General features: G+C 66.2%; 27 protein-coding genes and 1 pseudogene. 16 read left to right on the forward strand and 12 right to left on the reverse strand.

Annotation, left to right across the window (positions count from 1 at the left end):
• Positions 1-40: 40 nt before the first annotated feature.
• Positions 41-526 carry an Lrp/AsnC family transcriptional regulator gene (locus ACPUD7_RS12500; RefSeq protein WP_240689587.1) on the reverse strand — a complete coding sequence of 162 codons (486 nt, stop codon included), beginning with the start codon at positions 524-526 and terminating at the stop codon, positions 41-43.
• 66 nt (positions 527-592) lie between these two features.
• Here ACPUD7_RS12500 and ACPUD7_RS12505 point away from each other — a divergent pair, with 66 nt between their 5' ends.
• Positions 593-2,071, forward strand: coding sequence for an APC family permease (locus tag ACPUD7_RS12505; protein ID WP_135537814.1), 1,479 nt, complete (start codon positions 593-595; stop codon positions 2,069-2,071).
• Positions 2,068-3,420, forward strand: coding sequence for a kynureninase (gene kynU / locus ACPUD7_RS12510; protein WP_135537813.1), 1,353 nt, complete (start codon positions 2,068-2,070; stop codon positions 3,418-3,420). The genes ACPUD7_RS12505 and kynU overlap by 4 nt, the downstream gene beginning before the upstream one ends.
• Here the strand turns inward: kynU and ACPUD7_RS12515 are convergent.
• Positions 3,413-4,189, reverse strand: a complete 777-nt coding sequence (locus tag ACPUD7_RS12515; protein ID WP_135537812.1) for an MOSC domain-containing protein — start codon at positions 4,187-4,189, stop codon at positions 3,413-3,415. The genes kynU and ACPUD7_RS12515 overlap by 8 nt on opposite strands.
• On the reverse strand, positions 4,186-5,454 hold the full coding sequence (locus ACPUD7_RS12520; protein ID WP_135537811.1) for an MFS transporter: 1,269 nt from the start codon (positions 5,452-5,454) through the stop codon (positions 4,186-4,188). The genes ACPUD7_RS12515 and ACPUD7_RS12520 overlap by 4 nt, the downstream gene beginning before the upstream one ends.
• 95 nt (positions 5,455-5,549) lie before the next feature.
• On the opposite strand from ACPUD7_RS12520, the gene ACPUD7_RS12525 reads away from it, so the two are divergent.
• Both ACPUD7_RS12525 and ACPUD7_RS12530 read left to right on the forward strand, forming a co-directional pair.
• Complete coding sequence (locus ACPUD7_RS12525; protein WP_425120079.1) at positions 5,550-6,125, forward strand: isochorismatase family protein; 576 nt, start codon at positions 5,550-5,552, stop codon at positions 6,123-6,125.
• A gap of 26 nt (positions 6,126-6,151) precedes the next feature.
• Positions 6,152-6,574, forward strand: coding sequence for an OsmC family protein (locus ACPUD7_RS12530; RefSeq protein ID WP_135537809.1), 423 nt, complete (start codon positions 6,152-6,154; stop codon positions 6,572-6,574).
• Positions 6,575-6,638: 64 nt separating this feature from the next.
• Here the strand turns inward: ACPUD7_RS12530 and ACPUD7_RS12535 are convergent.
• The 3 genes and pseudogenes from ACPUD7_RS12535 to ACPUD7_RS12545 form a co-directional block, all read right to left on the reverse strand.
• Positions 6,639-7,498 (reverse strand): annotated as a pseudogene (locus ACPUD7_RS12535) (PPK2 family polyphosphate kinase).
• A 31-nt stretch (positions 7,499-7,529) separates the two neighbouring features.
• Positions 7,530-8,222, reverse strand: coding sequence for a trimeric intracellular cation channel family protein (locus ACPUD7_RS12540; protein ID WP_240689586.1), 693 nt, complete (start codon positions 8,220-8,222; stop codon positions 7,530-7,532).
• Positions 8,223-8,243: 21 nt separating this feature from the next.
• On the reverse strand, positions 8,244-8,747 hold the full coding sequence (locus ACPUD7_RS12545) for an OsmC family protein (RefSeq protein ID WP_135537808.1): 504 nt from the start codon (positions 8,745-8,747) through the stop codon (positions 8,244-8,246).
• A 109-nt stretch (positions 8,748-8,856) separates the two neighbouring features.
• Between ACPUD7_RS12545 and ACPUD7_RS12550 the strand changes: the two genes are divergently transcribed.
• From ACPUD7_RS12550 to ACPUD7_RS12575, 6 genes are all read left to right on the forward strand, one after another.
• Complete coding sequence (locus tag ACPUD7_RS12550) at positions 8,857-10,428, forward strand: molybdopterin-dependent oxidoreductase (protein WP_425120080.1); 1,572 nt, start codon at positions 8,857-8,859, stop codon at positions 10,426-10,428.
• A 188-nt stretch (positions 10,429-10,616) separates the two neighbouring features.
• Positions 10,617-11,312 carry a fasciclin domain-containing protein gene (locus ACPUD7_RS12555; protein ID WP_425120081.1) on the forward strand — a complete coding sequence of 232 codons (696 nt, stop codon included), beginning with the start codon at positions 10,617-10,619 and terminating at the stop codon, positions 11,310-11,312.
• 226 nt (positions 11,313-11,538) lie between these two features.
• A complete protein-coding gene (locus ACPUD7_RS12560; protein WP_425120082.1) occupies positions 11,539-12,114 on the forward strand; it encodes a sigma-70 family RNA polymerase sigma factor in 576 nt (191 codons plus the stop codon).
• On the forward strand, positions 12,111-13,052 hold the full coding sequence (locus ACPUD7_RS12565) for an anti-sigma factor domain-containing protein (protein WP_425120083.1): 942 nt from the start codon (positions 12,111-12,113) through the stop codon (positions 13,050-13,052). Before ACPUD7_RS12560 ends, ACPUD7_RS12565 begins: the two co-directional genes overlap by 4 nt.
• 76 nt (positions 13,053-13,128) lie before the next feature.
• Positions 13,129-14,382, forward strand: a complete 1,254-nt coding sequence (locus ACPUD7_RS12570; RefSeq protein ID WP_425120084.1) for an alpha/beta hydrolase — start codon at positions 13,129-13,131, stop codon at positions 14,380-14,382.
• Positions 14,379-14,975 carry a class I SAM-dependent methyltransferase gene (locus ACPUD7_RS12575; RefSeq protein ID WP_135537803.1) on the forward strand — a complete coding sequence of 199 codons (597 nt, stop codon included), beginning with the start codon at positions 14,379-14,381 and terminating at the stop codon, positions 14,973-14,975. The genes ACPUD7_RS12570 and ACPUD7_RS12575 overlap by 4 nt, the downstream gene beginning before the upstream one ends.
• Positions 14,976-15,046: 71 nt before the next feature.
• Here the strand turns inward: ACPUD7_RS12575 and ACPUD7_RS12580 are convergent, their stop codons facing one another.
• Positions 15,047-15,616, reverse strand: coding sequence for a TetR/AcrR family transcriptional regulator (locus ACPUD7_RS12580; protein ID WP_425120085.1), 570 nt, complete (start codon positions 15,614-15,616; stop codon positions 15,047-15,049).
• Between the two features lie 87 nt (positions 15,617-15,703).
• Positions 15,704-16,204, reverse strand: coding sequence for a TetR/AcrR family transcriptional regulator C-terminal domain-containing protein (locus tag ACPUD7_RS12585; RefSeq protein WP_425120086.1), 501 nt, complete (start codon positions 16,202-16,204; stop codon positions 15,704-15,706).
• On the opposite strand from ACPUD7_RS12585, the gene ACPUD7_RS12590 reads away from it, so the two are divergent.
• The 5 genes from ACPUD7_RS12590 (at position 16,100) to ACPUD7_RS12610 (ending at position 20,941) form a co-directional block, all read left to right on the forward strand.
• Positions 16,100-16,654 carry a serine hydrolase domain-containing protein gene (locus ACPUD7_RS12590; RefSeq protein WP_425120111.1) on the forward strand — a complete coding sequence of 185 codons (555 nt, stop codon included), beginning with the start codon at positions 16,100-16,102 and terminating at the stop codon, positions 16,652-16,654. The two genes, ACPUD7_RS12585 and ACPUD7_RS12590, sit on opposite strands and share 105 nt — an antisense overlap.
• A 96-nt stretch (positions 16,655-16,750) precedes the next feature.
• On the forward strand, positions 16,751-18,115 hold the full coding sequence (locus ACPUD7_RS12595; RefSeq protein WP_425120087.1) for a sensor histidine kinase: 1,365 nt from the start codon (positions 16,751-16,753) through the stop codon (positions 18,113-18,115).
• The gene (locus ACPUD7_RS12600) at positions 18,112-18,780 is read left to right on the forward strand and encodes a response regulator (RefSeq protein WP_425120088.1); all 669 of its coding nucleotides are present in this window, start codon (positions 18,112-18,114) and stop codon (positions 18,778-18,780) included. Before ACPUD7_RS12595 ends, ACPUD7_RS12600 begins: the two co-directional genes overlap by 4 nt.
• 143 nt (positions 18,781-18,923) lie before the next feature.
• Complete coding sequence (locus ACPUD7_RS12605) at positions 18,924-19,811, forward strand: ABC transporter ATP-binding protein (RefSeq protein ID WP_425120089.1); 888 nt, start codon at positions 18,924-18,926, stop codon at positions 19,809-19,811.
• Positions 19,808-20,941 carry an ABC transporter permease gene (locus ACPUD7_RS12610; protein ID WP_425120090.1) on the forward strand — a complete coding sequence of 378 codons (1,134 nt, stop codon included), beginning with the start codon at positions 19,808-19,810 and terminating at the stop codon, positions 20,939-20,941. The genes ACPUD7_RS12605 and ACPUD7_RS12610 overlap by 4 nt, the downstream gene beginning before the upstream one ends.
• A gap of 3 nt (positions 20,942-20,944) precedes the next feature.
• On the opposite strand, the gene ACPUD7_RS12615 is transcribed toward ACPUD7_RS12610, so the two are convergent.
• The 4 genes from ACPUD7_RS12615 to ACPUD7_RS12630 form a co-directional block, all read right to left on the reverse strand.
• Positions 20,945-21,550, reverse strand: coding sequence for a response regulator transcription factor (locus ACPUD7_RS12615; RefSeq protein WP_425120091.1), 606 nt, complete (start codon positions 21,548-21,550; stop codon positions 20,945-20,947).
• The gene (locus tag ACPUD7_RS12620) at positions 21,528-22,754 is read right to left on the reverse strand and encodes a sensor histidine kinase (protein WP_425120092.1); all 1,227 of its coding nucleotides are present in this window, start codon (positions 22,752-22,754) and stop codon (positions 21,528-21,530) included. Before ACPUD7_RS12620 ends, ACPUD7_RS12615 begins: the two co-directional genes overlap by 23 nt.
• A gap of 61 nt (positions 22,755-22,815) precedes the next feature.
• The gene (locus tag ACPUD7_RS12625) at positions 22,816-23,661 is read right to left on the reverse strand and encodes an ABC transporter permease (protein WP_425120093.1); all 846 of its coding nucleotides are present in this window, start codon (positions 23,659-23,661) and stop codon (positions 22,816-22,818) included.
• A 1-nt stretch (position 23,662) separates the two neighbouring features.
• Positions 23,663-24,643, reverse strand: a complete 981-nt coding sequence (locus ACPUD7_RS12630; protein WP_425120094.1) for an ABC transporter ATP-binding protein — start codon at positions 24,641-24,643, stop codon at positions 23,663-23,665.
• 322 nt (positions 24,644-24,965) lie between these two features.
• On the opposite strand from ACPUD7_RS12630, the gene phoA reads away from it, so the two are divergent.
• A complete protein-coding gene (gene phoA / locus ACPUD7_RS12635; protein ID WP_425120095.1) occupies positions 24,966-26,765 on the forward strand; it encodes an alkaline phosphatase in 1,800 nt (599 codons plus the stop codon).
• Positions 26,766-26,843 lie beyond the last annotated feature (78 nt).

A 26,843-nucleotide genomic window follows, 5' to 3' on the forward strand; every position in this document is an offset into this window, starting at 1 on the left:
CGAGTCATCGTCTACGCCGTCATCAGTATGTGCGAGACCGTCATTTCCGATGATGGCCGAACACAAGACTCGTCTGCGTGTGCGCGATCGTCGGATCGGACAGGTTCTGCTCGATGAATCGGTGCAGGCCCGTCGGATGGTCACAGGCGACGTGGACGAGGAGATCCCGCTCCCCCGACACCTGATACACCTCGAGCGTCTCGGCTGCCTCGAGCAGCCGGTCGATGACACTGCGCAGCTGCGAACGGCCGACCGGGGTGACACGCACGGAGATCATCCCGAACACGCTCAGTCCGAGCTTCTCGTAGTCGATGTCGGCGTGGAAGCCGCGCAGCACCCCGCTCTGCCGCAGGGCGCTGACGCGGCCCGAGCAGGTCGATGGCGCCAACCCCACCCGCGCGGCAAGGGTCTTGTTCGAGGTCCGGGCGTCGGCACTGAGCTCACGGAGGATCGCCAGGTCCACCTCGGCGAGCCGAACATCCGCCGAATCGGAGCGATGATCGGCGATCAGCGTCGAATCATTCACGAATATTCCTCTCAGTGACTCAATTCTGTTCGGATTCTGCCCATCATATCCGAATGCCATGCCAGGATGAGGAGCATACGCGAACGCTCGCCGCGCCCCTCATCGCAGAGGCGGAACGGATCGGCGAAGACGACGACTCGGGAGACTCTCGTGGCAGCCAAGCTCAACCAGGACCAGCTCAAACGCACGATCGGACTGCCCGGTGCGCTGAGCGTGACGATCAATCAGGTGATCGGCGGCGGCATCGTCTCGCTCACGGGCGTGGCCATCGGCATCACCGGCGGCGGAACGCCCTGGGCCTACCTCATCGCGGTGGTCACGATCATCCTCGTCTCGATCCCCTATGCCGCGATGGCCTCGGCCCTTCCCGCGGTCGGCGGGACCTACACCTGGCCTGCGCGGGTCGTCGATCCGCGGCTCGGCTTCGTCAATATGTGGATGGCGCTCATGCAGCAGTGCGCGCTCAGCCTCTACGGCCTCTCTGCCGGGATCTATCTGCACTCGCTCTCGGACTTCTTCGACCCGATCATCGTCGCGGTCGTCATCGTCAGCATCTTCTACGTCGCGAACCTCATGGGCGCCGCCTTCTCCTCGCGGGTGGGGGTCTGGCTCATGGTCCTCATGCTCATCGGCTTCTCCGTGTTCATCGTCAACGGCTTCGGCCACATCGAATGGAACGCCTACCCCGAACCGCTGCCGCACGGCTTCACCCAGCTCCTGTCCGCGGCGGCGCTGCTCACCTTCGCCACCATGGGAAGCTTCGGCGTCGCCGAGCTCGGTCGCGAGATGAAGAACCCCTCTCGCGACATCCCTCTGGCGATGATCGGCGGCACCCTCGTCGTCGGACTCCTCTACGTGCTCATCGCGATCCCCGCCGTGGGTGTCCTTCCCATCGCCGAGGTCGCCGATCAGCCCCTCTCGGTCGTGGCCGAAGAGATCATGTCTCACGGCTGGTGGGTGTTCTTCATCCTCGGCGGAGCGATGGTCGCGATCGTCTCTACGCTCAACGCCCAGCTCCTGTGGGGGTCGAAGGGTCTGCTCGCCGCCACGGACGACGGCTGGCTGCCGGCGGCGTTCGGACGGGTCAATGCCCGGTTCGGCACTCCGCATTGGATCCTCACCGCGCTCTTCGTCCTCGGCATCGTCCCAGCGATCGCCGGTCTCGACATCTCGGTCATCGGCACGGCCGCCTCGGCGCTGGTGCAGGTCATGCTCATCGTCATCCTGCTCGTCTCGCTGCGGATGCGCTATGTCATGCCCGAGACCCACGCCCGGGCCCCCTTCACGATCCCCCTCTGGCTGCATTGGGCACTGACGGTGATCGGCACAGCGGTCAACCTCTACCAGATCACGCTGCTCGCAGCCGACTTCACACCGGTGGTGTGGATCGCCCTGGCAGCGTGGCTGGCGATCGGAGTCCTCATCGCGGTTCTCCGGTACCCGACGGTGGGCCGGATCCTCGCCGCCCGCGCGACAGCCTCCGACACAGCCGCCGACGAACCTGCCACACTGAACGACAACAGCACCGAAAGGACGACACCATGACCACTCTCGACGACGGACGCGACGCCGAACCGATCACTGACTCCGCTGACTCTCGAGCTTCCGAGCAGCCCGCCCGTGCCGGCGGAGGTGCGCTCGATCGGGCGGCCTGCGCCCAGCGGGGTGCCTACGATCCTCTCCGCGGCTTCCGCGAGGAGTTCGTCCTCCCGCCGGAGACGATCTACCTCGACGGCAATTCCCTCGGAGCCCGGACCAAGGGGGCCGCAGAGCGTGCCCAGAACGTCATCTCCGAGGAGTGGGGGGCCGGTCTGATCCGCTCGTGGAACGACGCCGGCTGGTTCGACCTGCCCGCCGTGCTCGGCGACAAGGTCGCGGGCCTCGTCGGGGGCGGTGCCGGGGCCACCGTCGTCACCGACACGACTTCGATCAACCTGTTCAAGGTCGCCTCGGCCGCCTGCAAGATCCAGGCCGCCGATGCTCCGGGACGCCGCGTCATCCTCACTCAGCGGGAGAACTTCCCCTCCGACATCTACATGCTCGAGGGCCTGGCCGAGCAGCTCGGCGACGGCTGGGAGGTCCGCCTCGTCGATGACGCCGAAGTGGCCGCCGGATTCCCTACCGCCCTGACCGACGAGGTGGCCTTCGTCGTCCTCACCCACGTCAACTACCGCACCGGTCGCCTCTTCGACATGGAGTCGACGACCTCGGCGGTCCATGCGGCAGGGGCACTGGCGATCTGGGACCTCTGCCATTCGGCCGGTGCGCTCGAGATCGACCTGGCCGGCTCGGGCGCGGACATGGCGGTCGGCTGCACGTACAAGTTCCTCAACGGCGGTCCGGGCTCACCCGCGTTCGTCTGGGTCTCCGAGGCTCTGCGGACACGGTTCACCCAACCGCTGTCGGGATGGTGGGGCCACAAGCAGCCCTTCGAGATGGAGCCCAACTACACGCCGGCCGACGGCATCCGGCGCTATCTCACCGGCACGCAGGGCATCATCTCGATGTCCGTGGCCGAGGTCGGTCTCGACGTCCACTCCCGGGCCGACATGGCGGCCGTGCGGCAGAAGTCGCTGGCTCTGTCCGATCTGTTCATCGAGCTCGTCGATTCGCGTCTGTCGCATCATCCCGTCGAGGTCGTGACCCCGCGCGAGCAAGCGCAGCGCGGTTCGCAGGTCTCGATCACCCACCCCGAGGGGTTCGCGGTGATGAGTGCGCTCATCGAGCGCGGCGTCATCGGCGACTACCGCGAGCCCGAGGTGCTGCGGTTCGGCTTGACTCCGCTCTATGTCGGGTTCACCGATGTCTGGGACACCGTCGAGGCGCTGCGTGACATCCTCGACAACCGAGAATGGGACGTCCCGCAGCACAAGGTCCGCGGCGCCGTCACCTGAGCTCGGACCGGCTGTCGATCTCCGCATAGACCCCGAAGAGGGGTTCGCCGACCTCGTTGGTGGGTCGATAGCCGGCCAGCGCTCTCAGCAGGCGCGCATTCCGCTCGCCGGTGACCGGGTCGAGGTCCATCACCGCGCACCGCGGGATCGGTGCCCCGATGCGCACCCGGATCTCGCCGAGGCCGGAGTCGACAAGGCCGACCTCCCGGCCCTGCCAGGCCTCCTCGGCGAATGGGACATCCGTGTCGACGACGAAGGTCGCACGGAAGCGGGCCGCCTCGTCGACGAGTCCTGGTCGGGCCGCCCGATCGGTGAGGTCGCCGAGCGAGGCCGTGGTGACGATGGAGACCGGCGCACCGAAGACGACGTCTCCACGAGGGGCACGGGCCAGACGCACATGTCGGCCGAGCCAGGTCGACAGCAGTGCGGCGTGCGGGCCGTCCGTGAGGCTGAGATCGGTTTTCCGCTTCCAGTAGTCGCAGGTGAGAACCTCACCATCGGTGGCGGGCACGGCGCAGGCGGACCGGCCGTCGGGCAGCGACATCGCCAGCTCCTCCCCGCGCAGTTCGGCCGTGACCCCGATGAGGCTAGGGTGCTGGACGGTCTTGAGGACCTGACGACGCTCGACGTCGACGAGGCAGTATCGGCGATCGCCGACGGGCCCCTCGGCGTCGAACTGCGCCTCCGGCCGGCGGATGTGCCGTGTGCCCTTGACCGGAGCGAACCCGACCGACACGACTTCGAGGCTCACCCCGGGCCGCGGGGTCATGTGTGCCTCCGTCCGGTCACGGCATAGGCGCCGATGGCCACTGCCCCGATGGCGAGGACCGTGCCGCCGATGATGACCGCCCCGGGGATCGTGGCGATCGTGCCGAGCACCCCGACCGTGACTCCGGAGAAGGTCTGCATCCCGGGGCCGAACATCGCATAGGATCCGATGACGCGCCCACGGATCTCCGCGGGCGCCTCGAGTTGGATGATCGCCATCTCGGTCGACTCGGCGGTGATCTTCGAGACTCCGGCGATCACGAGCATGACGATCGCCACCCACAGGTGTGAGGTCAGGGCGAAGAACACGGCGCTGAGCCCCATCGCGGCAGCGGCCAGCGCGGCAGCCGTGGGGACCGCTTTGATCCATCCGGTCGCCTCGAGCCCGAACCCGCCGAGGACCCCTCCGGCACCCATGGCGAAGAGCAGCACCCCGTAGGTGAAGTCGCTGTCTCCGCCGGACGGGGTGAGGATCCCGCCGAAGACGGGCATCGCGGTCTGCAGCACCGCACCGATCGTCATCGAGGCGAGCGCGGCCAGCAGCAGCATGCCGAGGATCGCACGATTGTGGCGGACGTCGATGAGCACCCGCAGCGACTGCATGAGCGTCGTCCGCGCCGTGCGCACACTGCCGCTGCGCAGATGTCCGGTGAAGGGCGTGCGGATGAGGAAGAGTGTCAGCGGCAGGTAGAAGACGATGTTGATGAAGATGCCCCAGGTCGCCCCGACCCCGAGCAGCAGGGCGGAGCCGACGACGGGCCCGAAGAGGATGCCGAGGCTGCGGAACGTCGCGTTGAGCCTCACGGCGCTCGGCAGCTCCTTCCGGTCGACGAAATCATGAAGCATCATCTGCTCGGCCGGGCCCCACAGGCATCCGGCGAGTCCGTGGATGACGAGCAGCACGCAGGCCTGCCACAGCTGCAGCGAGTCGGTGAGGAAGAGGATGCCCCAGCACAGGGAGACGACCATGAACATGATCTGCCCGATCTGGATGAGGCGGCGACAATCGAAGCGCTCGGCCAAGGAGCCGGCGTAGACGGACAGGAGCAGGAACGGCAGCCAGTGACTGATGAGCTGGAAACCGACAAGGGCCGGGGACTCGAACTTCTCCCACAGCACCCAATAGGTGATGACGTGCTCGATGTTGTCGCCCATCATCGCCGTGCCCGAGCCCACCAGGTACGGCGCGGTCTTCCAGCTGCGCAGCACACTGAAACGGCGTGGGGCGGCCGAGGCGTCGCCGGAGCCGGGAGAGATATCGTTCACCCGCTCATTCTCACACCACCGCCGAAATACCGACATACGCTCTTGTCTGCCGGGACTCGGCAGAGAATAATGAATGGCGATCAAGGAGGATCATCATGCCCACAGGCACCGACGCACTGCCCGCATCCGCTCGCAGCAACTCCGCCCTCATCGTCATCGACGTCCAGAACGCGGTGATGGAAGCCTCGTGGAACTCAGACGGGGTCATTTCGACGATCGCCTCTCTCGTCGATCTTCCCCGGAACACCGGCACCGAGGTGGTGTGGGTCCGGCACAGCTCAGATGAGCTGCCGTCGGGTTCGCCGCAGTGGCAGATCGTCGATGCGCTCGCCCCCGCCGAAGGCGAGGCGATCATCGAGAAGACCCATGGCAACACCTTCGAGGAAACGGACTTCGCGGAGGTGCTTGCCGGCAAGGATGTCGGCCACCTCGTCGTCACCGGCGCCCAATCGGATGCCTGCGTGCGCTCGACGATCCACGGCGGCTTCGCCTGCGGCTACGACGTCACCCTCGTCACCGACGCCCACACCACCGAGGACCTCACCGAGTGGGGAGCTCCCCCGCCGGAGCAGGTCGTCTCTCACACGAACCTGTACTGGCAGTTCGAATCGGGTCCTGGCCGCACGGCACAGGTACAGGAATCGGGGGAGGTCGACTTCACCCGCCCCTGAGACCCGGAGTCTGACATCATGGGTCCATGAGTGAAGACACCCGCAGCATCGAACTGACCCGCATCGCCGAGAACCACTACCGCGCCACCGCTCCGAGCGGGGCGAGCATCGAATTCGGTCGCGGCGAGGGCCTCATGTCCCCGGTCGAGCTGCTCCTGGCCGCCGTTGCCGGCTGCTCGTCGATCGACGTCGACACCGTGACCAGCCGCCACACCGAACCGACCCGCTTCGAGGTCAACGCACAGGCCGAGAAGGTCGACGAGGACGGCGCCTCCCGCCTGGACAACGTTCACCTCGACTTCGACCTCGCGTTCCCCGACGATGAGGACGGGCGGAAGGCCGATGCCCGCATCGAACGCCTCGTCGGCCTCTCCCACGACAAGTACTGCACGGTCTCGCGCACCGTCGAACACCCCACAAAGGTCGACTTCAGCATCCGCCGCGACTGACGTCGCGATGCGCTCGGGCCCCTACCTCGCCGAGGCGGCCCGACGTTCCGTGCAGACGTGGACCTCAGCTCTCGGCGAGCCGCTTCTTCTCGACCTCGACGTCGAAATCGGCGGCAGGCCACTGTGGATCGATGTCGTGGAGGGCGTCGAGCAGCAGTCGCTGCACGGCCAGTCGCGCGTACCATTTCCGGTCAGCAGGGACGACGAACCAGGGTGCCGCCTCGGTGGAGGTGCGATCGAACACGGTCTGATACGCGTCCATGTAATCCGGCCACAGGAGTCGTTCGTCGACGTCGCCGGGGTTGTACTTCCAGTACTTGTCGGGCCGGTCGAGGCGTTCGGTCAGCCGCTCCTTCTGCTCGTCCGGGAGAGGTGAAGCATCACCTTGACGATGTGCACTCCTGCCTCGGCGAGTTCGGCTTCGAAGTCGTTGATGGCTGAGTAGCGGCGGTCGATCTCGGGGGCGTCAGCGAGTTCACGGACGCGGCCGATGAGCACGTCCTCGTAGTGGGAGCGGTCAAAGACACCGATCATGCCGGGCCCGGGTACCCGTGGGCGGATGCGCCAGAGGAAATCATGGGCGAGTTCTTCATCCGTCGGTTTCTTGAAGCTCGCGGTTTCGACGCCCTGTGGGTCGACGGCGCCGACGACGTGGCGCACGATTCCGCCCTTGCCGGCGGTGTCCATGGCTTGCAGGACGAGGAGGACGGCTGGCCCGGTGTCGTCGTCGTGGTGGGCGGCGAAGAGCCTCTCCTGCAGGTCGTTCAGCTCGGTCGACAGCGCCCCGAGATCCTTTTTCCCGCTCTTCTTGTCCCCGGCGTAGCCGGGAGTGGAGTCGGGATCGACCTCGCCGAGGCGGAATCCCTCCCCAACGCGCAGCAGAGGGGCAGGGTCGGTCGTCCAGTTGCTCTTCGGCTCGCTCATGCGATCATCCTTGCAGACAGGAGGGCCCGCCTCAGTCCGGCTTCCGGAACACCGACGGCAGCTTCTTCTTCACCCGATGGCGGGTCTCGCGGTACGACCATTGCCGCATCGGCTGCGGGACCCGCCATTGCAGCTTCCACGCGAGCATGCGGAAGGCGAAAGCGGCGGCCGCGATGATGAGCGAGGAGATGGCGCCCAACAGTCCGGTCACCTCGGCGAGGATCGTCAGCCCCGATCCGAGCAGGGCGGGGATGAGGTAGAGGTCGGTGCCGCGGAAGATCGCAGGGTCCTCGCTGGCCACGGCATCGCGCATGAGCCCGCCGCCACAGGCCGTCAGCGCGCCCATGAGCAGCGCGGCCGGGTAGTTCGTTCCGGCGGCGAGCGCGATCGTCGTTCCGGTGACGCTGAAGAGCCCGAGTCCCATCGCGTCGAAGGCGACGATCCAGATCCGTGCCCGGGAGATGTGCGAGCCGATCATGTAGATGAGCAGGGTCGCGATCACCGGCGGGGCGAGATAGATGGGTTGAGCGATGGCGTTGGGCACCCGGTCGAGGAGCACGTCGCGGATCATGCCGCCGCCGATGCCGGTGAGCGTGCCGAGCACGAGTCCGCCGGTGATGTCGAAATTGCGGCGGGCCGCCAGCAGCACACCGGAGACGGCGAAAGCGAAGGTGCCGGTGAGGTCGAGGGCGAGGAAGAGGACTTCCTGCAGATTCAGTTCCACATCGGCTCCCGGCCCGCTCGGTCAGCTGAGCTGGAAGTTGTCCGGGTTCTTGTACTGTTCGATCTCGACGACCGGAGTTCCCTTGCCCATGAGGAGTTTGGAGATCGGGCAGCGTGCGTGAGCGCGGGCCGCGTACTTCTCGGCGTCCTCGTCCGAGACCCCGTCGATGGAGATGTACGCACGCGGGGCGAAGTAGAAGCCGTTGCCCGAAGGCTCTTTGTGCAGTTCGACCTCGACGCGCACCCGGGAGAGGACGTCGAGTTCGTTGACGGCGAGCACGACTTTGAGGGTCTCACCGAGGCACGTCGACCACGCCATCGCAAGGAACTGTTCGGGGTTGTTGCCCTGTTCGACGTGCGAAGTCGGAGCCGTGGTCAGGGTCTGGCCGTCTTCGACGCGCACCTCTCCGGAGGTGCCGCCGAGGTTCTCGACCTTAGCGGTGTAGATGGGCGCGGTCGGGCTCTTCGGCTCATCCGCATCGGCGCTCGGAGCCTGCGGCTGGGCGTATCCGGGGTTCTCAGTCATTGCTCCATGCTACGACAGACACGTGCCATGGTCACTGGGGTTTCGGTGAATGGAATGTGACGCGGCCGGATGATCCCATCCGAAGACCCGCGGTCTCCGAATCATTCCCATGAACCCATATCCTCGCGCTCGCCGCCGTCTCCGAGGCGCTCTGGTCGGAATCGCGGCCACCCTCGTGATGTTCGGCCTCGCCGACCTCATCGCGCGCGCATTCAGTCCCAGTGCCGCACCGCTGCTCACCCTCGGCCAGGCGATCATCCCCCTCGCCCCGCCGGCGGCGATCAAACCCGTCATCGCATTGTTCGGAGACAACGACAAGGTTGTCCTCGTCCTCTCGACGGGACTCGGGGCGTTGGTCCTCGGCGGACTCATCGGAATCCTCGCCCTGTCCCACCGACGTCTGGCCACACTGTTTCTGCTCATCGCCGGGCTCGTGCCCGCGGTGGTCATCGTGCTGCGTCCCGAGGCGAATGCTTCGGACATCGTTCCCACGCTCATCGGTCTTGCGCTCGGCATCGCGGTCTTCGTGGTGCTCCTGCGTCTCGGCGGCTCAGGAGCACCCGGCTCCGATCGGCGAGGCGCAGAGCACGGGTCACGAACGCCGGAGCCCTTGAGTCGCCGTCGCTTCTTCACCCTGGCAGGAGCCTTCGGTGCGATCGGTGCGGTCACCATCGCCGCCGGCCAGACCGTTGCCTCTCTTGCACAGGATGCGGGAGCTGCGGTGGCTCAACTGGTCCTGCCCCGCCCGGCGAAGAAGGCGGAACCGATCCCCGCCAAGGCGAGCACCGATGTGACAGGCACGGCCCCTTTTCTCACCGACCCGCAGGACTTCTACCGCATCGACACGGTCCTCGCCCCTCCGGTCGTCGATCCCGAACAGTGGTCGCTGCGCATCCACGGCATGGTCGCCGAGGAGGTGACCCTGACGATGGACGAGCTGCTCGATCTCCCTCTCGAAGAACACCACATCACGCTCACCTGTGTGTCCAATCCGGTCGGCGGCGATCTTGTCGGCAACGCGACCTGGCTCGGCTACCCGGTTCGTGAGCTCCTCAAACGTGCCCGGCCGAGCGCAGACGCCGATATGGTCCTCTCCCACTCCTTCGACGGTTTCACCGCCTCGACGCCGATCACGGCTCTCACCGATGACCGCGATTCCCTTCTGGCCGTCGGCATGAATGGTCAGGCGCTGCCGCCCGAACACGGATTTCCCGCACGCCTCGTCGTGCCGGGGCTCTACGGTTTCGTGTCCGCAACCAAATGGGTCACCGAGCTCGAGGTCACCCGTTTCGATGAGAAGACCTCCTATTGGACCGACCGTGGGTGGGATGCGAAGGCGCCCATCCTCGTCGCCTCCCGCATCGAAGTGCCCAAACCGCTGGGGAAGGTCTCTGCCGGCAGTCTTCAGGTCGGCGGCACCGCGTGGGCGCAGCGTTCGGGCATCGACCGCGTCGAGGTCAGACTCGACGACGGCGAGTGGACGGAGGCCGATCTGGCCGAGGAGGTCACGATCGACACCTGGCGTCAGTGGCGGACCGATTTCGCCGAGGTGGAGCCGGGCTCGCACACGCTGACCGTGCGAGCCACGGACAAGGACGGCACAGTCCAGACTGCGAAGCGCCGAGATGCGATCCCGAACTCGGCCACCGGCCACCACCACATCCAGTTCCGCGTCGAGTGAGCGCCGATTGCGCCGAGGCTCCCGCCCTCGGGCTGGGTGTTCCCGCCTCGGCGAAGAATCTTTCAGATTTCTTTGCCATCCACCCATCCGCATTCGCCTCCGCTGCGAATACCCAGTACACAGCGAGCAATGGAGTCAACTCCACGGCTGTGCGCTGATACACATCACTGTTGATTAGGAGAAGAACGATGAAAACACTGCTTCGCACACGTACCGCCACCATCCTCTCGGCCGGCGCGATCGGCCTCCTCGCACTGAGCGGCTGCTCGGGCATGGGTTCGGATTCGGGAGGCGAGGAATCCGGCTCGGATTCCGACAGCTCGGAATCCCAGTCGGCTGACTCGGGCGAATCCGAGATGCCCGAAGAATCCGGCGACTCCTCGATGGACGACAGCGACCTCGTCGGTTCAGGCTGTGCAGCCTATGCCGACGAGAACCCCGACGGCGGTGGATCCGTGGAGGGAATGGCACAGGATCCCGTGGCCACAGCGGCCTCGAACAACCCGATGCTCACAACCCTGACCAAAGCGGTCTCGGGCGAGCTCAACCCCGATGTCGACCTCGTCGACACCCTCAACGGCGATGAATTCACCGTCATCGCCCCGGTCGACGATGCCTTCGCCGACGTGCCGAAGGACGACCTCGACGCCTTGGCCAAGGACTCGGACATGCTGACGAAGGTACTCACCTACCATGTCATCCCCGGTCAGCTCTCACCCGATGAGATCGCCGGCGAACACGAGACCGTCGAAGGCTCGAAGGTGAAGATCTCCGGTGACGGCGAAGACATGAAGTTCGACGATGCGGGACTGGTCTGCGGCGGCGTGAAGACCGCCAACGCCACCGTCTACATGGTCGACGGCGTGATGATGCCGGAGAAGTGACCGGAGTTCGCCACGAGAGTGCACCACGATGAAGTGGCCGGGAACCGATCAGCAGCGAGACGATCGGCGCCCGGCCGCTTCTGCATTCCCTGCGACTCGTTCGATCTCACGTGAGCGATGCGTCGCTGCTCCCGCCCTGCTCGGCTCACCGTTCACACATGACATGCACGACTCTCTCATCACGGACCGGGGTGATCAGATTCTGCGCAGATGGCATGATTGGGCAATGAGCTCTGATGACCAGACAGCGGTTTCCGCTGATCCCGGCGGTGCGCTGCTGATCCGCATCGCCGAGGGCGACCGGTCCGCTTTCGACGAGCTGTTCACCACCCAATCCCGCATCCTCATGGCCGTGATCCTGCGGATCGTCAAGAGCAGATCGCTCGCCGAGGAGGTTCTGCAGGAATGCTTCACCGAGGTCTGGACCCGGTGTTCGAGTTTCGACCCGAACCGCGGCACCGGAAGAGCCTGGCTGATCACCCTGTGCCGCAGACGAGCCATCGACTGCGTACGCAGCGTCCAGGCCCAACAGAACCGGGATCTCGCGGACGGTCTGCGGACGACCGCCGAAGCCGGTGAACAGGTGGAGCAGACGGTGATCGCCCGCGCAGAGTCCGATCGGACGGTCTCGGCTCTGCAGGTCCTGCCGGAGGAGCAGGCCGAACCGATCGTCATGGCCTTCTACCAGGGCATGACCCACACCCAGATCTCGGAGAACCTCAAGGTGCCGCTGGGTACCATCAAGTCACGGATCAGGGACGGAATGAAGAAGCTGCGAGAAGAGTTGGAGGCAAGCCGATGAACGCCGATCGTGACTATCTGGCTGCCGGTCTGGCCCTCGGAGGGCTCAGTGACTCCGAACTCGCCGAAGCGCAGCGCCTCGCGGACTCCGACGCAGATTTCCGCTCCGAAGTCGACGCCTACGCCGAGACGATGGCGCTGATGGCGGAGGACGAGGAACCGCAGGAGGTCAGCGACAAGACACGAGAGGCCATCCTCAACATTCCGTCGACACATGCGCAGGAACCTCCCGGTGACCACTGGCTCGCCCGGACCACACCACCGGTCGACCCGGGGTCTCAGGATCCAGCCGGTCCCGTCGGCTCGGAATCTGCGGCAGCAGCTCCATCCACCTCACCGTCGGAGCACCGTCAGTCGCAGGACCACGGGGACGGCGGTGAGGGCGGCGAGCGAATCGACCCTGGTGAACGCGGTGATCGCCGCGGCAACAGCAGAGTCAGCGACATTCGTGATCAGCGTGCCCGCCGCAGCCGGCAGCGGCCCTGGCTGCCCTATGCTGCGGCCGCGGCCGCCGTCATCATCGTGGGCGGATTCGGAGTGACGATCTGGCAGCAGACTCAGCATCAGAACCAGCTCGAGGAGCAGCTGGCCGCAACCCAGCAGCAGCTCGACGAGTCCACGCGCCTCATGGAGGCCGATGATCTTCGCACAAGCACGGCCGATCTGCCCGAGGGCGGTTCGGTCACCGTGCTGTCCTCGGAGAGCGAGCAGCTCATCCGATTCAGCCCGCGCGATGTCGGAGAGCCACCGGCAGGCAAATCGATGCAGATGTGGGTGATCGGTGACGACGGGCCCGAGAGCGCCGGTCTCATGACCGATGAACCGGTGACCATCGCCGGCAGGGAATTCTCGGAAGGCAGCCTGTTCGGCATCACCGTGGAGCCCGCGGGCGGGTCCGAGCAGCCGACCACGGACCCGATCGTCGCACTCGATCTGTAGGAAGGGATTCAACCACTACGATGGTCGTGGTACCGTGATGTGACCGGCATGTCCATCAACGGTGAAGGAGACCCACATGCCGATCGGCTACCTCTTCACAATCGGACTCCTCGGCGTGTGCACGGCTGCGGCCCTCATCCCGCCGCCTGGCTATGGCCGCGCAGGTCGCATCAGCTGCTTCCTGGCGGTCGTCATCAGCGAAGTGCCCCACTTCGGGGCACTCTGGCTGATCCTCTCCACCGCGCTTGCTCTCAGCGAGGGAGACCTGGACGGCCCCGTGGGAACGGTGCTCCTTGCGCTGTCGGCAATCATCCTCCTCGGCCTCCTCGTGGTGCTGCGGCGCTGCCTTCTGGCTCGATCGGTGGTCACGGCGCTGATCCGCGCACACACCGAACCTCGGCGCGGGAGCACGAGCTCGGCGCCCCCACCGAGGTGGACCTGGCTGCGTCCGCTGCTGTTCCCCGTCCCGCTGCGCCCCCGTTCGGTCATGCGGATCGGCGGTCTGTCCTACGGCGAGCATCGACGACAGCGCCTTGATGTCTATCGGTTCCGGAACCAGACCCTCAGCGGCCCGGTGCTCGTGTACTTCCACGGCGGGGGATACTCCTCCGGCGGAAACCGCCGTGAGGCCCGCGCACTGCTTCACCATCTGGCGGCCCGCGGGTGGGTCTGCATCAGCGCGACGTACCGGCTGCGCCCGAAAGCGGACTTCACCGATCACCTCGACGATGCACGAGCCGTGCTGCGCTGGACACGCGACAACGGGGTGCTCCACGGCGGAGACGCCTCGACGATCGTCATGGCCGGCAGCTCGGCCGGAGCACATCTGACTTCGCTCATTGCACTCGGCCAGGGCGCGGACGTGGGCCCGCCGCTCAGCGAGGAGGCCGAACTGACCCACGACGAGCTGACGACCCCGCGGATCGCCGCCGCGCTGTGCCTCTACGGCTACTACGGTCGGTACTACGGCCGCAGCGAGGACGAGCACCCCGTGTCGACCCCGCTGGCGATGGATGCCTCGGCGGCACCGCCGATGTTCTTCGTCCACGGCGACAATGACTCCTGGGCCCCGATCGATGATGCGAGGGAACTGTCGAAGCAGGTGGCAACCGCGTCGAGCCAGCCCACGTGGTATGCGGAGTTTCCGGGCGGACAGCACGGCCTCGACTCCCTCTTCTCCTGGCGCTTCGCCGCCGTCGTCCATGGATTCGACCGCTTCCTTGCCCACATCGGCATCGCTCCGCAGCCGCACCCGAACCCTCCGCAGCCGCAGGCACTTCCGACACAGCAGCCGAGCACCCATCGCATCGGCGAAGGAGCAGAGTCATGACCGAATTCGCCTGGGACCCGGAGTCCTACCGCGCGCTCATGGCCGAGGAGATCCCCGACTATCCCCGTCTGCAGGCCGAACTGAGCGCAGCCGTCGCAGCCGACGCCCCTCGCACCATCCTCGATCTGGGCATCGGGAGCGGCCTCACCGCCGCCGAGGTGGCCCGGGCACTGCCGGAGGCGCACCTCTTCGGCATCGACGACAGCGCCGAGATGCTCGCTGCGGCCGAAGAAGCTCTCGATCCGACCAGGACTGCTCTGCAGCAGAGCCGACTGGAGGACCCGCTGCCGAGCGGGCCTTTCGACCTCGTGATGTCGACCCTGGCCGTCCATCACCTCGACGGATCAGGCAAGGCGGATCTGTTCGCACGGGTCGCGGCCGTCCTCGATGAGGGCGGGCGCTTCGTCCTCGCCGATCTCGTCGTTCCTGTCGACCCGGCCGATGTCATCACGCCCATCGATGGGATCGAGGACACCCCGAGTTCGCTGAAGGACCAACTGGCTTGGCTCGAGGCCACAGGCCTGCACCCGCGGGTGCACTGGCAGCACCGCGATCTCGCCGTCATCGTCGCGCAGAAGGTCCATCTCGGCTGACCCCGCATACGCAGCTGCGTCGCCTCGAGGCCGGGATCGTCAGTACACTGCTGCGATCGACACCACCGCGGTCATCGCCTGGCGCCGATGCCGATGAGCCAGGCGCCCAGCACCGAGGCGGGATCGACCCGAGCTCCGCGCACGCCGTTGCCTGCCAACCGGTCGAACAACAGGCCGTTCATCACACCGATGAAGTCGATCGCTCGCTTCTCGGGCTCGGGAACCCCGAGACCGGCGAGCATGCGCTCGGCCTCGGCAACCAGTTTGAGGCGAATGGGAGATTCGGTGGTGAGCAGGGTGTGCAGTTCGGGGTCCTGCCAGTAGTCGAGAGACAGTGACATCCGTGCCCGGATATCGGTCCCGCGGGCGATGGTCGCCTCCAGCGTGGGGACCAGCTGTTCGAGCGCCTCGGCGACGGTGTTCGGCAGAGGGCGGTCACGGTCACCCCCGCGCAGATCGGCCATGGCCGCGATCTGGTCGATGACCATGATGACCAGAGCGCGTCGGTTGCGCGCGTAGTTCGACGTCGTTCCCGGCGGCAGGTCGAGACGCTGATCGATTCGACGGTGGGTGAGAGCATGACTGCCACCTTCGGCTACCAGCTCCATCCCGGTCCGGGCAATGGCCTCACGTCGATCCACTCATCCTCCTCGGCCGCCGGAATCGGACCATCGACTCACGACCGCCTCGCTCCTGGCGGCGCGGTCAGGACCATTCTAGGCGGGCGGTCATCGCTTCCGGCGAAGGTCCGCGAATCCGGCGATGAGAGCGTCGAGCGCGAACTCGAACTGCGCATCGGCAGCGCGATCGGCGTTCGCCTCGACCGCCTCGGCGAGGAGCGGGAAGTCTTCGGCGGACACTCCGGCCAGGTGGCGCCTCCGCCTATCCTCCCCTTGCGGCCCCGGCGCCGTGTCGTCTCCGGCCTCGAGCACGGCGTGAATGAGGACCAGCTCGTTGAGGGAGTAGACGATATCGAGGGCCGAAGCCGGCGGGAACGCGTCGGCCTGGAGGAATGTCAGCAGGGACTCCATGAGCGCGAGGTTTCCGGTGGTCACCGCCGGGCGCGACATGACCAGCTCGACGAGCCGCGGATGTGCGCTGAGGGTCTCGAGCTGAGCGCGGGCATAGGTGCGCAGCCCGTCCTCCCAGCCATGACCACCGAGGTCATCGTGCCTGCCGGTCTGAATGACACCTATTTCCCCTCGGACACGGCTCTGGCCAGGCCGCATTCGCGACTCTACGAGTCGTGGTTCTCGATGGCCGATCCGCCCCGTGACTTCAGTGAGTTCGACATGTCGTGGGTCGGGCCGGCGGCCTCCCTGGTGTCGACCACTGCCGATCTCAATCGGTTCTTCGGCCTCCTCATCGGCGGCGAGCTGCTCCAGGCGGAGTCGCTTGCGCAGATGCAGCGCACGGCCCCCGTCCGCTCCTTCGAGGGAACGATGATCGACTACGGATTGGGACTGCATCGCCGCAATGAGGCGGGAGGAACGTTCTGGGGCCACGACGGTTCGGTGTGGGGAGGCGGCGCCATCACCATGACACGTGCCGACGGCCGACGTCAGATGACGATCCTGGTGAATCGGCAGCGGTGGAATGAGCTGGATGATTCGGGCCGTCCCGTGCCGCATGCCATCGACGGAGCTCTCGAGCACCTGTACAGCTTGGCACTGGGCTGATGCCGGGTCCGTCTCCGCCCTGTGCCGGAGGCGGGCCCGGACGGTTCCCCATCCAGACGGATACCGCGGCATCAGCGGACTGACTAAGCTGGAGGAATGGCAGAGAACGCGACGTCTTTGAGACCCACGCGGGGTGATGTCTATCTGGTCATCACCCTAGCGGTCGCTTCGATGATCTTCGCGGTGCTGTACACGGCTGGTGGATATTGGCCATTCGAGGCGCCGCTCTGGGTGCTGTGTTTGGCCTCGACGGCGGTCGCCCTGCCACTGATCTGGCGGCGACGCTACCCCAGCCAGGTTGCCTGGATCCAAGTGATCATATTCGTCGGAGCACAGGTGTCCAGTGCCATGGAGCCCGGCGTCACCCAGATCATCCTGTTCATGGGTCTCTACTCGGTGGGAGCTTGGCAGAGCAACCGCCGAGCCGCCTTCATCTCCCGCGCACTCTACTGCCTCGGCATCCTCGTCTACCTAGTCCTCGCGCTGGGCCTCCAGTTCAACGATCTGTCCGATATGACCGCAATGCAGGTCGCGGCAAGCTTCGGCGTCAATCTGCTGACGAACGTCGCCTACTTCGGCGGTGCCTGGGTATTCGGCGATCGGGCGTGGAAGCAGCGGCAGCTGCTGGCCGAACTTCGGGCTGCCAATGACGAGGTCCGCTCACAGGAGAAGCGTCTGACCCAGCAGGCTCTCGAACTCGACCGGGTGCGTATCGCCCGTGAACTCCACGACGGTGTTGCCCACCACATCGCCGGAGTCGGCATCCACGCAGCGGCGGCCCGACGCAGTCTGACGAAGAATCCGGACAAGGCGGCCGAATCGCTGGCGACGATCGAATCCTCGACAAGGGAGACCGTCGAGGAACTCCGCGCGCTCGTCTACACCCTGCGCGATTCGGACGAATCGAGCACCGAAGGAGCGCCTGCGCAGGGCAATCCCGGCCTCGGCGATGTGCCCGAACTCATCGAATCCGCACAGCGGTCCGGGCAGACCGTCGAGTTCACGACGATCGGCAGCCCCCGACCACTGACCCCGACCACCGAACTGTCGATCTATCGCGTGATCCAGGAATCCCTGACCAACTGCTCCCGCTACGCGGGTGCCGGCGCCGAGGTGGATGTGCGGCTGCGATACGGCACCACCGGTCTCGAGGTCGAAGTCAGCGACTCCCGCCCGACCGGCGAAGGGTCCGCCCGCTCCGGCGCTGCGGCCGACCGGTCGGCCGGGGAAGGCCTGGGCCTGGGCATCATCGGTATGCGAGAGCGTATGAACGCACTCAGCGGCAGCCTGGAAGCGGGGCCGAAGTCCCGCGGCGGCTGGCTCGTCCGCGCCCGCCTCCCCTATCCTCACAGCGACGCCGAACCCGCGGCCGACGACCCGGCCGCCGCAACCGACCCAGCGGCAACCGCATCGGCTTCCGACTCCCCCGGGCCCGACAACTCAGTGAAGGCAACCAGATGATTCGAGTTCTCCTCGTCGACGACCAGTCGATGGTCCGCACCGGTTTCCGCACGATCCTCGAGAGCGAGGACGGCATCGCCGTCGTCGGAGAGGCCGAGAACGGTCAGATCGCCATCGATCGTGCCCTCGAGCTCTCCCCCGACGTCATCTGCATGGACGTGCAGATGCCGGTGATGAACGGCCTCGAATCAACCGCCCAGATCGTCCGCCGAAGCGCGGCCGGAGCGGTCCTCATGCTCACGACCTTCGACCGCGATGACTTCCTGTTCCAGGCGCTGGCCGCCGGGGCCAGCGGCTTCCTCCTCAAGACCGCCGAGGCCGAACAGCTCATCGATGCCGTCACGGCTCTGGCACACGGGGACGGGCTCCTCTCCCCCGAGGTGACCCGGCGCGTCATCGAACGCTCGGTGTCCATCCCCGAACCGACGACACCCGCGGCACCGGAGCTCGATCAGCTCACCGAACGAGAACTCGAAGTGCTCAGACTGGTCGCGACGGGATCGAGCAATTCCGAAATCGCCGGTGACCTCTTCGTCGGCGAAGCCACCGTGAAGACCCACGTGTCGAATCTGCTGTCCAAGCTCGGCATCCGCGACCGCATCCACGCAGTGATCTGGGCTTATGAGAACGGGGTCGTGGCGATCGGTCAGCACGACAAGGGCTGAGATGAGACCACCGAAGCGACAACGGCAGTAATATGATCGGTGTCGAATCGCTGAGAAGTGCGTCGAATCTCCCCCGCAGGCAGGGGCTCGAACTCACCCTCACGGCGGATCTCAGGCGGCTGGTCTCCGTATAGCGTTGAGACATGATCACCCTGGCGAACATCAACCGCAGCTTCGGCAGCAAGCAGGTGCTGCACGATCTCAGCTTCGACATCGGCGACGGCCGGATGACCGGCTTCGTCGGCTCGAACGGCTCCGGCAAGACGACGACCATGCGAATCCTCCTCGGAGTCCTCGCCGCCGATTCCGGTCACATCACCGTCGACGGCGCCCCGATCACCCCGAGCCATCGCAGTGCGATCGGGTACATGCCCGAAGAGCGCGGCCTCTACCCGAAGATGCCGATCATCGATCAGCTCATCTACCTCGCCCGCTTCCACGGCCTGACCCGCCAAGTGGCGAAGAAGCGCGGCCTCGAGCTCCTCGACCAGCTCGACCTCAAGGGTGAACCCACCGACACCCTCGAATCAGTGAGCCTGGGCAACCAGCAGAAGGTCCAGATCGCGGCCGCCCTCATCCACAATCCCCAGGCGCTCGTCCTCGACGAACCGTTCTCCGGTCTCGACCCCGCCGCCGTCGAACGCACCCTCGACGTGCTCACTTCTTTCGCCGCCTCCGGCGCCCCGGTGCTGTTCTCCAGCCACCAACTCGACCTCGTCGAACGACTCGTCGACGACATCGTCATCATCAACGACGGCCACCTTGTCGCCGCCGGCACCACCAAAGAGCTGCGCCGCCAGCGCAGCCTGCCCGAATGGACCCTGCAGACCGACTCCGACCTCGGCTGGGTGCGCGGAATGCCCGATGTCTCCGTCGTCGAACTCGACGGCAGCTGGGCCCGCTTCACCGCCCCGAGTTCCGACACCGCCGAGGCGGTTCTGCGCCACGCGCTCACCGTGTCCTCGGTGACGTCGTTCGGGCCGCACGAAGTCGCCCTCAACCGTCTGTTCCAGGAGGTCACACAGGCATGAGCACGACAGACACGAACACCGCCGCCAGCGCCCGCTCGCACCGAGCAGGTTTCACCACCGCCATCGGACTCGTCATCGAACGCGAGATCATGGTCCGCCTCAAGTCCAAGGCCTTCATGGTCTCGACGATCTTGAGCATCGTCATCCTCGGTGTCCTCGTCGGGGTCTCCGGGGCGCTGCCCTCTCTCTTCTCCTCCACGGACGAGGTGGCGGTCACCTCGGCGGGGGCGAAGGCCGTGGACGGAATCGAGGGCATCGAAACGGTCTCAGTCGATGACGCGGATGAGGCGAAGGCCCTGGTCACCTCCGAGAAGGTCGACGCGGCCGTCGTCGAGTCGAAGGACTCGCCGACCGGGGTCGCGGTCCTGTCTCTGCGCTCGGCACCCGAGTCGCTCATCGGCGCACTCAGCCTTACCCCCGAGGTCGAGCTCCTCGACCCCGATGCCCCGGATCCCACGCTCACGTACCTCATCGGGCTCGGCCTCGGACTCGTGTTCTTCATGGCCGCGATGACGTTCGGAAACACGATCGCCTCGTCCGTGGTCGAGGAGAAGCAGTCACGGATCGTCGAGATTCTGCTCGCGTCCACCTCGGCGCGGGTGCTCATGTTCGGCAAGGTCATCGCGTGCACGATCCTCGCCTTCACCCAGATCGGCCTCACCGCCGTCGCGGTTCTCACCGGGGCCGCGATCAGCGGAAACGACCTCGTGCTCGGATCGGTGGCCGAACCGATCGCCTGGTTCGTCCCCCTCTTCATCATCGGCTTCGTCATGGTCGCCGCCCTCTATGCGGCCGCCGCCTCACTGGTCTCGCGCACCGAGGATCTGCCGTCGACGAGCATGCCGATCATGATGCTCATCTTCCTGCCCTACATGGGCGTCATCATCTTCTCGTCGAACGAAACGGTGATGGCGGTGCTGTCCTACATTCCGTTCTCGGCGGCAGTGGCCGTGCCGATGCGCGTTTTCCTCGGCACGATCGCCTGGTGGGAGCCGCTGGTCTCCCTGCTCATCCTCGTCATCACCACGCTGTTGGCGCTGCTGCTGGCGACCCGGATCTTCGAACGCTCGATCCTGCAGTCGGGCCCGAAGCTGTCCTGGGGGCAGGCGCTGCGCCGTCAACGGGGCTGAGGCCTACAGCCAACCGTTCTCCTCGGCGATCCGCGCGGCATCGGCACGGTTGCGAGCATTCGTCTTCCCGATCGCCGAGGACAGACGATTGCGCACGGTGCCGGTCGAGAGGTGGAGCGTCGCGGCCACTTCGTCCACGCTGGCCCCGTCCGCGGCCGTGCGCAGCACATCGGTCTCCCTGGCAGTCAGCGGGGAGGACCCATGCATCGTCGATTCGACGACGAGTTCGGGGTCGATGACCGACATTCCGGACATGACGCGGCGGATGCCGTCGGCGAGGTGGTCGACCGGAGCGTCCTTGACCATGAACCCGCTGACCCCGGCGTCCAAGGCCCGTTTGACCCATCCGGGACGTCCGTAGGTCGTGACGATGATGACCTTGACCTGGGGAAACTCCTTGTGCAGCGTGGCGGCGACACTCAGTCCGTCGGGTTCGGGCATATCGACGTCGAGCAGCGCCACGTCCGGACGGGTCTTCGAAATCGCCGGCAGGACTTCATTGCCGCGGGCACACTGCGCGACGACTTCGAAGTCGGATTCCATGCCGAGCAGGGCGGCGAGCGCTTCGCGGACCATGGTCTGGTCGTCAGCGATGAGCAGCGTCGTCACGGGTCTCACCTCCGTCAACGTCGAGGTCGAATCCGGCATCGGACTTCCGAGTGCGCACTCGCGCCCCCACACCCGCAGCTCTCTCCCGCAGGCCCCGCAGCCCGGTTCCGGCCCCCACTTCGCCGAGGTCGAGCGTCGTGGCCGGGTGCGTGGGGTCGCCGCGGCCGGCGGTGTCGTTGCTGATGATGAGACGGTGCCTTTCGATGGTGATCGTCGCCCGCTGCGCTCGGGCATGCCGGAGGATGTTCGTGCTGCCTTCGCGCAGACTCCACGCGAACAGTTCCCGCAGGCGGGGATCGACGACATCGACCGAGGTCGGAGCCTCCACCGTGATGTCGGCGGCCCGCAGCGCCCGGGTTGCTTCGACGAGTTCCTCGGCCAAGGAGATCGTGCGCGTTCCCTGCACCGTGGTGCGAACGTCGGCGAGCGCACCACGGGCGAGCTCTTCGATCTCGGCGATGTGCCGGGCCGCATCGGGGGACCCTGCGGCTTCGAGTTTCGCCGCCAGCTGCGCTTTGAGCGCGATGACGGTCAGGGAGTGGCCGAGCACGTCGTGGACGACCTGGGACACGCGCAGTCGTTCGGTCTCGCGTTCCAGACGGCGGTTCTCCTCCTCCACCTGTCGGGCCGCTCTGGACCGGTCACCGGCCATGAGTGCCATCACCATGGCGAACCCGGAGATCGAGATCCCGAAGGTGGCCGACCAGTCGTGGCTCCACCCGGGGACGAGACGTTGGGCCACCTCGGCGACGATGAGCGTCGAGGCCGCGATGACGAGTCCGGGGACCACCCGCCGCACGGACACCACAGCGATCACAGAGATATAGGCCAGATACGACAGTGCCGCCTCGCCGACGAGGGGAACGGCCACGACGGTGATGGCGATCATGATGATGAGCGCCGCATTGACGACGATCAGGGCCAGTCGTGTGCGGTGAGCACGGGGGTCGCGCATCGTCCGGACGAAGGTGCCCAGACCGATGCCGCCGGCGATCATGCCGAGGTAGAACACGACTGCGAAGGCGACCGTGAGGCTCACGCCCCAGAACCGCTGTGCCCCGTCGAGCCGCAGCGAGGCGGCCAGCGGATAGGAGAGGAAGACGAGCCAGAAGAACGGGAAGAACCAGCTCATGAAGTTCAGCGGGCGCAGCCCGGCGGGCGAGGACCCTGCCCGCGCCCCGCCGGTGGTGTCGTTCGCGGTCACTGTGCTCCTGACGTGATCGTTGGGTTCGCGCGTCCCCTGCCGCCCGTGACGTGGTCGGCCGTCACACCCGCGAGGTGTCCCGGCGCAGGGCCAGGGCCGATCCTGCGACGAAGATCGCAAGCCAGACGAGGACACTGACGATCGCCCAATGATCGTAACCCCCGCCCAGCGGTGCGCGGGCGATTTCGCCGACTCCGTAGGCCGGAGTGAAGCGGGCGATGGTCTGCAGGGTGTCCGGCCAGATCTCCAGCGGGACGAAGAGTCCGCCGATGAGGGAGAGGATGCCGAGGACCATGCTGGCCACCTGGATCGCGTTCTCGGCGGGCAGCAGATAACCGAGCATGACGCCGAAGGCCGCGAAGACACAGGACGTGAGGATGACGAGAAGTCCGGAGGAGACGAGCGTTGTCAGGGGCGCATGGACGCCGGTGATCGCGGTGAGGACGAAGACGACGATGACGGACACCGCGCCGAGGACCATGGACACGATCACCTTGATGAGGATGTACGCCGCCGGGCGCAGCGGCGTCAGCGCCAGCTGGCGACTCCACCCAAGTGCCCGTTCGATCGCGACTTGGGCACCGCCGGTGGTCGTGGCGATCATCGCTCCGTACGTCGCCAGGGACACGGAGATGTAGAGCGCGGCATTCGTGCTGCCGAGCATCTCGTCCTTGTTCGTCAGGCCGAAGATGAGATAGAAGACCGCAGGCATGATCATCGTGAAGATGAGCGTGCGCCGGTTGCGCAGCTTCCGCAGCAGCTCGAGCCGGAGCAGGGTGGCCGAGAATCCGCCGAAGCGAGGGATCCTGCGGTCGTCGAGGGAGGAGAGGAACCTCGCCGAGGCGGCCCCCGGTGCCGTACGCACCTTCGAGGATCCGGCCGGTTGAGTCGATGGCTGGGTGGACATGTCATGCCCCTTTCGCGGTGAGACTGATGAAGGCGTCTTCGAGGGAGTGAGAAGTGATCTCGAGGTCGGTGCAGGCGTTGTCGAACAGCATCTTCGCGGCCGCATCGGAGTCGGTGGTGCGCATTCTCAGGCGTCTGGCCCGCACGTCGATGGATTCGACTCCGGCCAGGCCGCCGAGGAGGTCGACCAGTTCGGCCACGCCCGCCTCGGCGGTGGGCTCGCCGTCGGTCAGCGGCAGGGTCGCGCTCACAGTCTTCGCTGCGGCCATGCCGCGGATCTCATGGGCCGAACCGTCGGCGACGACCTTCCCGTCTGCGATGAGGATGACGCGGTCGGCGAACTCGTCGGCCTCCTCGAGGTAGTGGGTGGCGAAGAGGATCGTCTTGCCGGTCAGCGCATCAGCGCGCATCTGGTGCCAGAAGTCGCGGCGGCCGGTGACATCCATCCCGGTCGTCGGTTCGTCGAGGACGATGAGGGCAGGGTCGGGCAGGAGCGCCATGGCGAAGCGCAGACGCTGCTTCTGCCCGCCCGAGCACTTCTTCACGACCGAGTTCGCGATTTCGGCGATTCCTGCACGTTTGAGAACGAGGTCGGTGTCGAGGGAAGAGGCGAAGATCGCGGATGTGTATTCGACGGTTTCGCGGACGGTGAGGTCATCGAGCAGGCCGCCGGTCTGCATGACCGAGCTGACGTAGCCGAGAGACACGGCTCGCCGAGGCGGCATGCCGAAGATCTCGACGTCTCCTGCATCGGGTCGGCTGAGGCCGAGCAGCATGTCGATCGTCGTCGTCTTGCCTGCTCCGTTGGGTCCGAGGAAGGCGACGACTTCGCCGGGGCGGATCGTCAGGTCGAGATCGTTGACGGCTGTGATGCCGCCGAAGCTCTTCGTCAGATGGTTGAGGGCGACTGCGGAGGCGGTGACGGCTCCGCGGTGGACCGGAACGGCCGAAGCGGGCGTGTGGGACGTTGTCTGTGAAGTCATGTTCACACACTAGAAATCAGTGCTCGCGTGCGCTGATGCCATTTGTCACCGAGTGCGGGGTGCCATCTGTCACTGGATCTCACGACGAAAGAATGGAAATTCCACCGTGCTGGCAACCGGGAATGACACGAAGCGACGACACAGAACTGCGAGTTAACTCAGGCTTCACATTCCCTCCACTCACCTTGTGAGAAAGCTGAGTAAGTTGGAAGCCGTCTGCTCGCACACAGACGCTCACACGCTCGTCCGAGTCCTGCCGTCGGCACGGCTCGGACCGCATCTTCGGTGAACGTCTGTGTGCTTCTCTACGAAAGGACGGCACATGGCCAGGAGAACCCTGCGAATCGCTGCGGCGACCGGCGCTCTCAGCTTCGCGCTCTTCGGAGTCGCAAGCCCCGCCCAGGCTTCGGGAATCGACGAACCCGGAGGAGCCCGCCAGCTCGACGGTGACAACACCGACGCCATCCGCGACGCGGTCGAGGACTCCGGCGCGAAGAACGTCATCCTCCTCATCGGCGACGGCATGGGCGATTCCGAGATCACCGCCGCCCGCAACTATGCGAAAGGCGCCCACGGACGCTTCGAAGGTCTCGACGCACTGCCGATGACCGGGCAGTACACGACCTATGCGGTGGACAAGGACACCGGCAAGCCGGACTACGTCACCGACTCCGCTGCGAGCGCCACCGGCTGGTCCTCGGGTACGAAGACCTACAACGGGGCGCTCGGCATCGACCGCCAGGGCAACCCGCACAAGACCCTCATCGAAATGGCCCGTGCGAAGGGAATGAAGACCGGTGACGTCTCGACCGCGGAGATCCAGGACGCGACACCTGCCGCGCAGCTGACCCACATCAGCCTCCGCGGCTGCTACGGGCCGGAAGAGACAAGCGAGGACTGCTCGGATGAGGCGCTGGAGAACGGTGGGCTCGGTTCAATCAGCGAGCAGATCATCAACGCTCGTGCCGATGTCACCCTCGGCGGCGGCTCGGCCTCCTTCGAACAGAAGGCCACCGCCGGTGACTGGAAGGACCAGACACTGCGCGAGCAGGCCGAAGATCGCGGCTACCAGCTCGTCGATGATTCCGACTCACTCGATTCCCTCACCGAGGCGAACCAGGATTCGCCGGTGCTCGGACTCTTCACAGAGGGCAATTTCCCCGTTCGCTGGGAGGGTCCGAAGGCCACCCACGGAGGCGGCACCGAACCGGCCGTGAAATGCAAGAACAACCCCGAGCGCACCTCGAATGTGCCGAAGCTCGATCAGCTGACGAACAAGGCCGTCGACCTGCTCGACAACGACGATGGATTCTTCCTCCAGGTCGAGGGAGCAAGCATCGACAAGGAGGATCACGCCGCGAACCCGTGCGGTCAGATCGGTGAGACCGTCGACCTCGACGAAGCGGTCAAGGCCGCCCTCGACTTCGCGAAAGAGGACGGCGAGACTCTCGTCATCACGACCGCCGACCACGCCCACACGAGCCAGATCGTCTCCGCCGGTTCGGACACTCCGGGTCTGACCCGGACACTGACCACCGCCGACGGCACCGATATGACGATGAACTACGCGACCGCGGACGAAGAGGAGTCGCAGGGCCACACGGGCACGCAGCTGCGCATCGCCGCCTACGGACCGGGTGCCGCCAACGTCGTCGGACTGACCGATCAGACGGACATGCACTTTACGATCGCCGACGGCCTGGGACTCGACCCCGAAGCCGAAGTGCCCGGCGACCCGGGCGACGATGCGAACGGCGATGACGACTCGGCGGGCACGGATGACGCGAACGGTTCTGCCACTGCCTCAGGTTCGTCCGATACCGGCGGCGATGACAGTTCGGCAGGCTCTCAGGACTCGAACGCATCCGAGGACTCCAACGGCTCGAACGATGCCGATGCCGCCGGTGGCGGGACCGGCGCGAATGGCAGCGGCGAAGGCGGCGAAGGCAACGCCGGCTCCGGCAGCGGAGGCGAAGGCCCGGGGCTGGCCGGCGGTGGCGGCGGAACCCTGCCGCGCACCGGCGTCGAGATCGGTGCCGCGGTCTTCTTCGGCGTGGCCGCGATCATCGGCGGATCGGCTCTTATCCGCATGGCCAAGCGCCGTGGGATCCTCCCCGCCTGAACCGCGCACGAGGCCGGACGCTCCCAGCGAAGCGTCCGGCATCGTCCGTCCCACTCACAGGTTCGCCTGGCACAGTGA

This window comes from Brevibacterium sp. FAM 24630 (genome assembly GCF_049804075.1).
Lineage (GTDB): Bacteria > Actinomycetota > Actinomycetes > Actinomycetales > Brevibacteriaceae > Brevibacterium.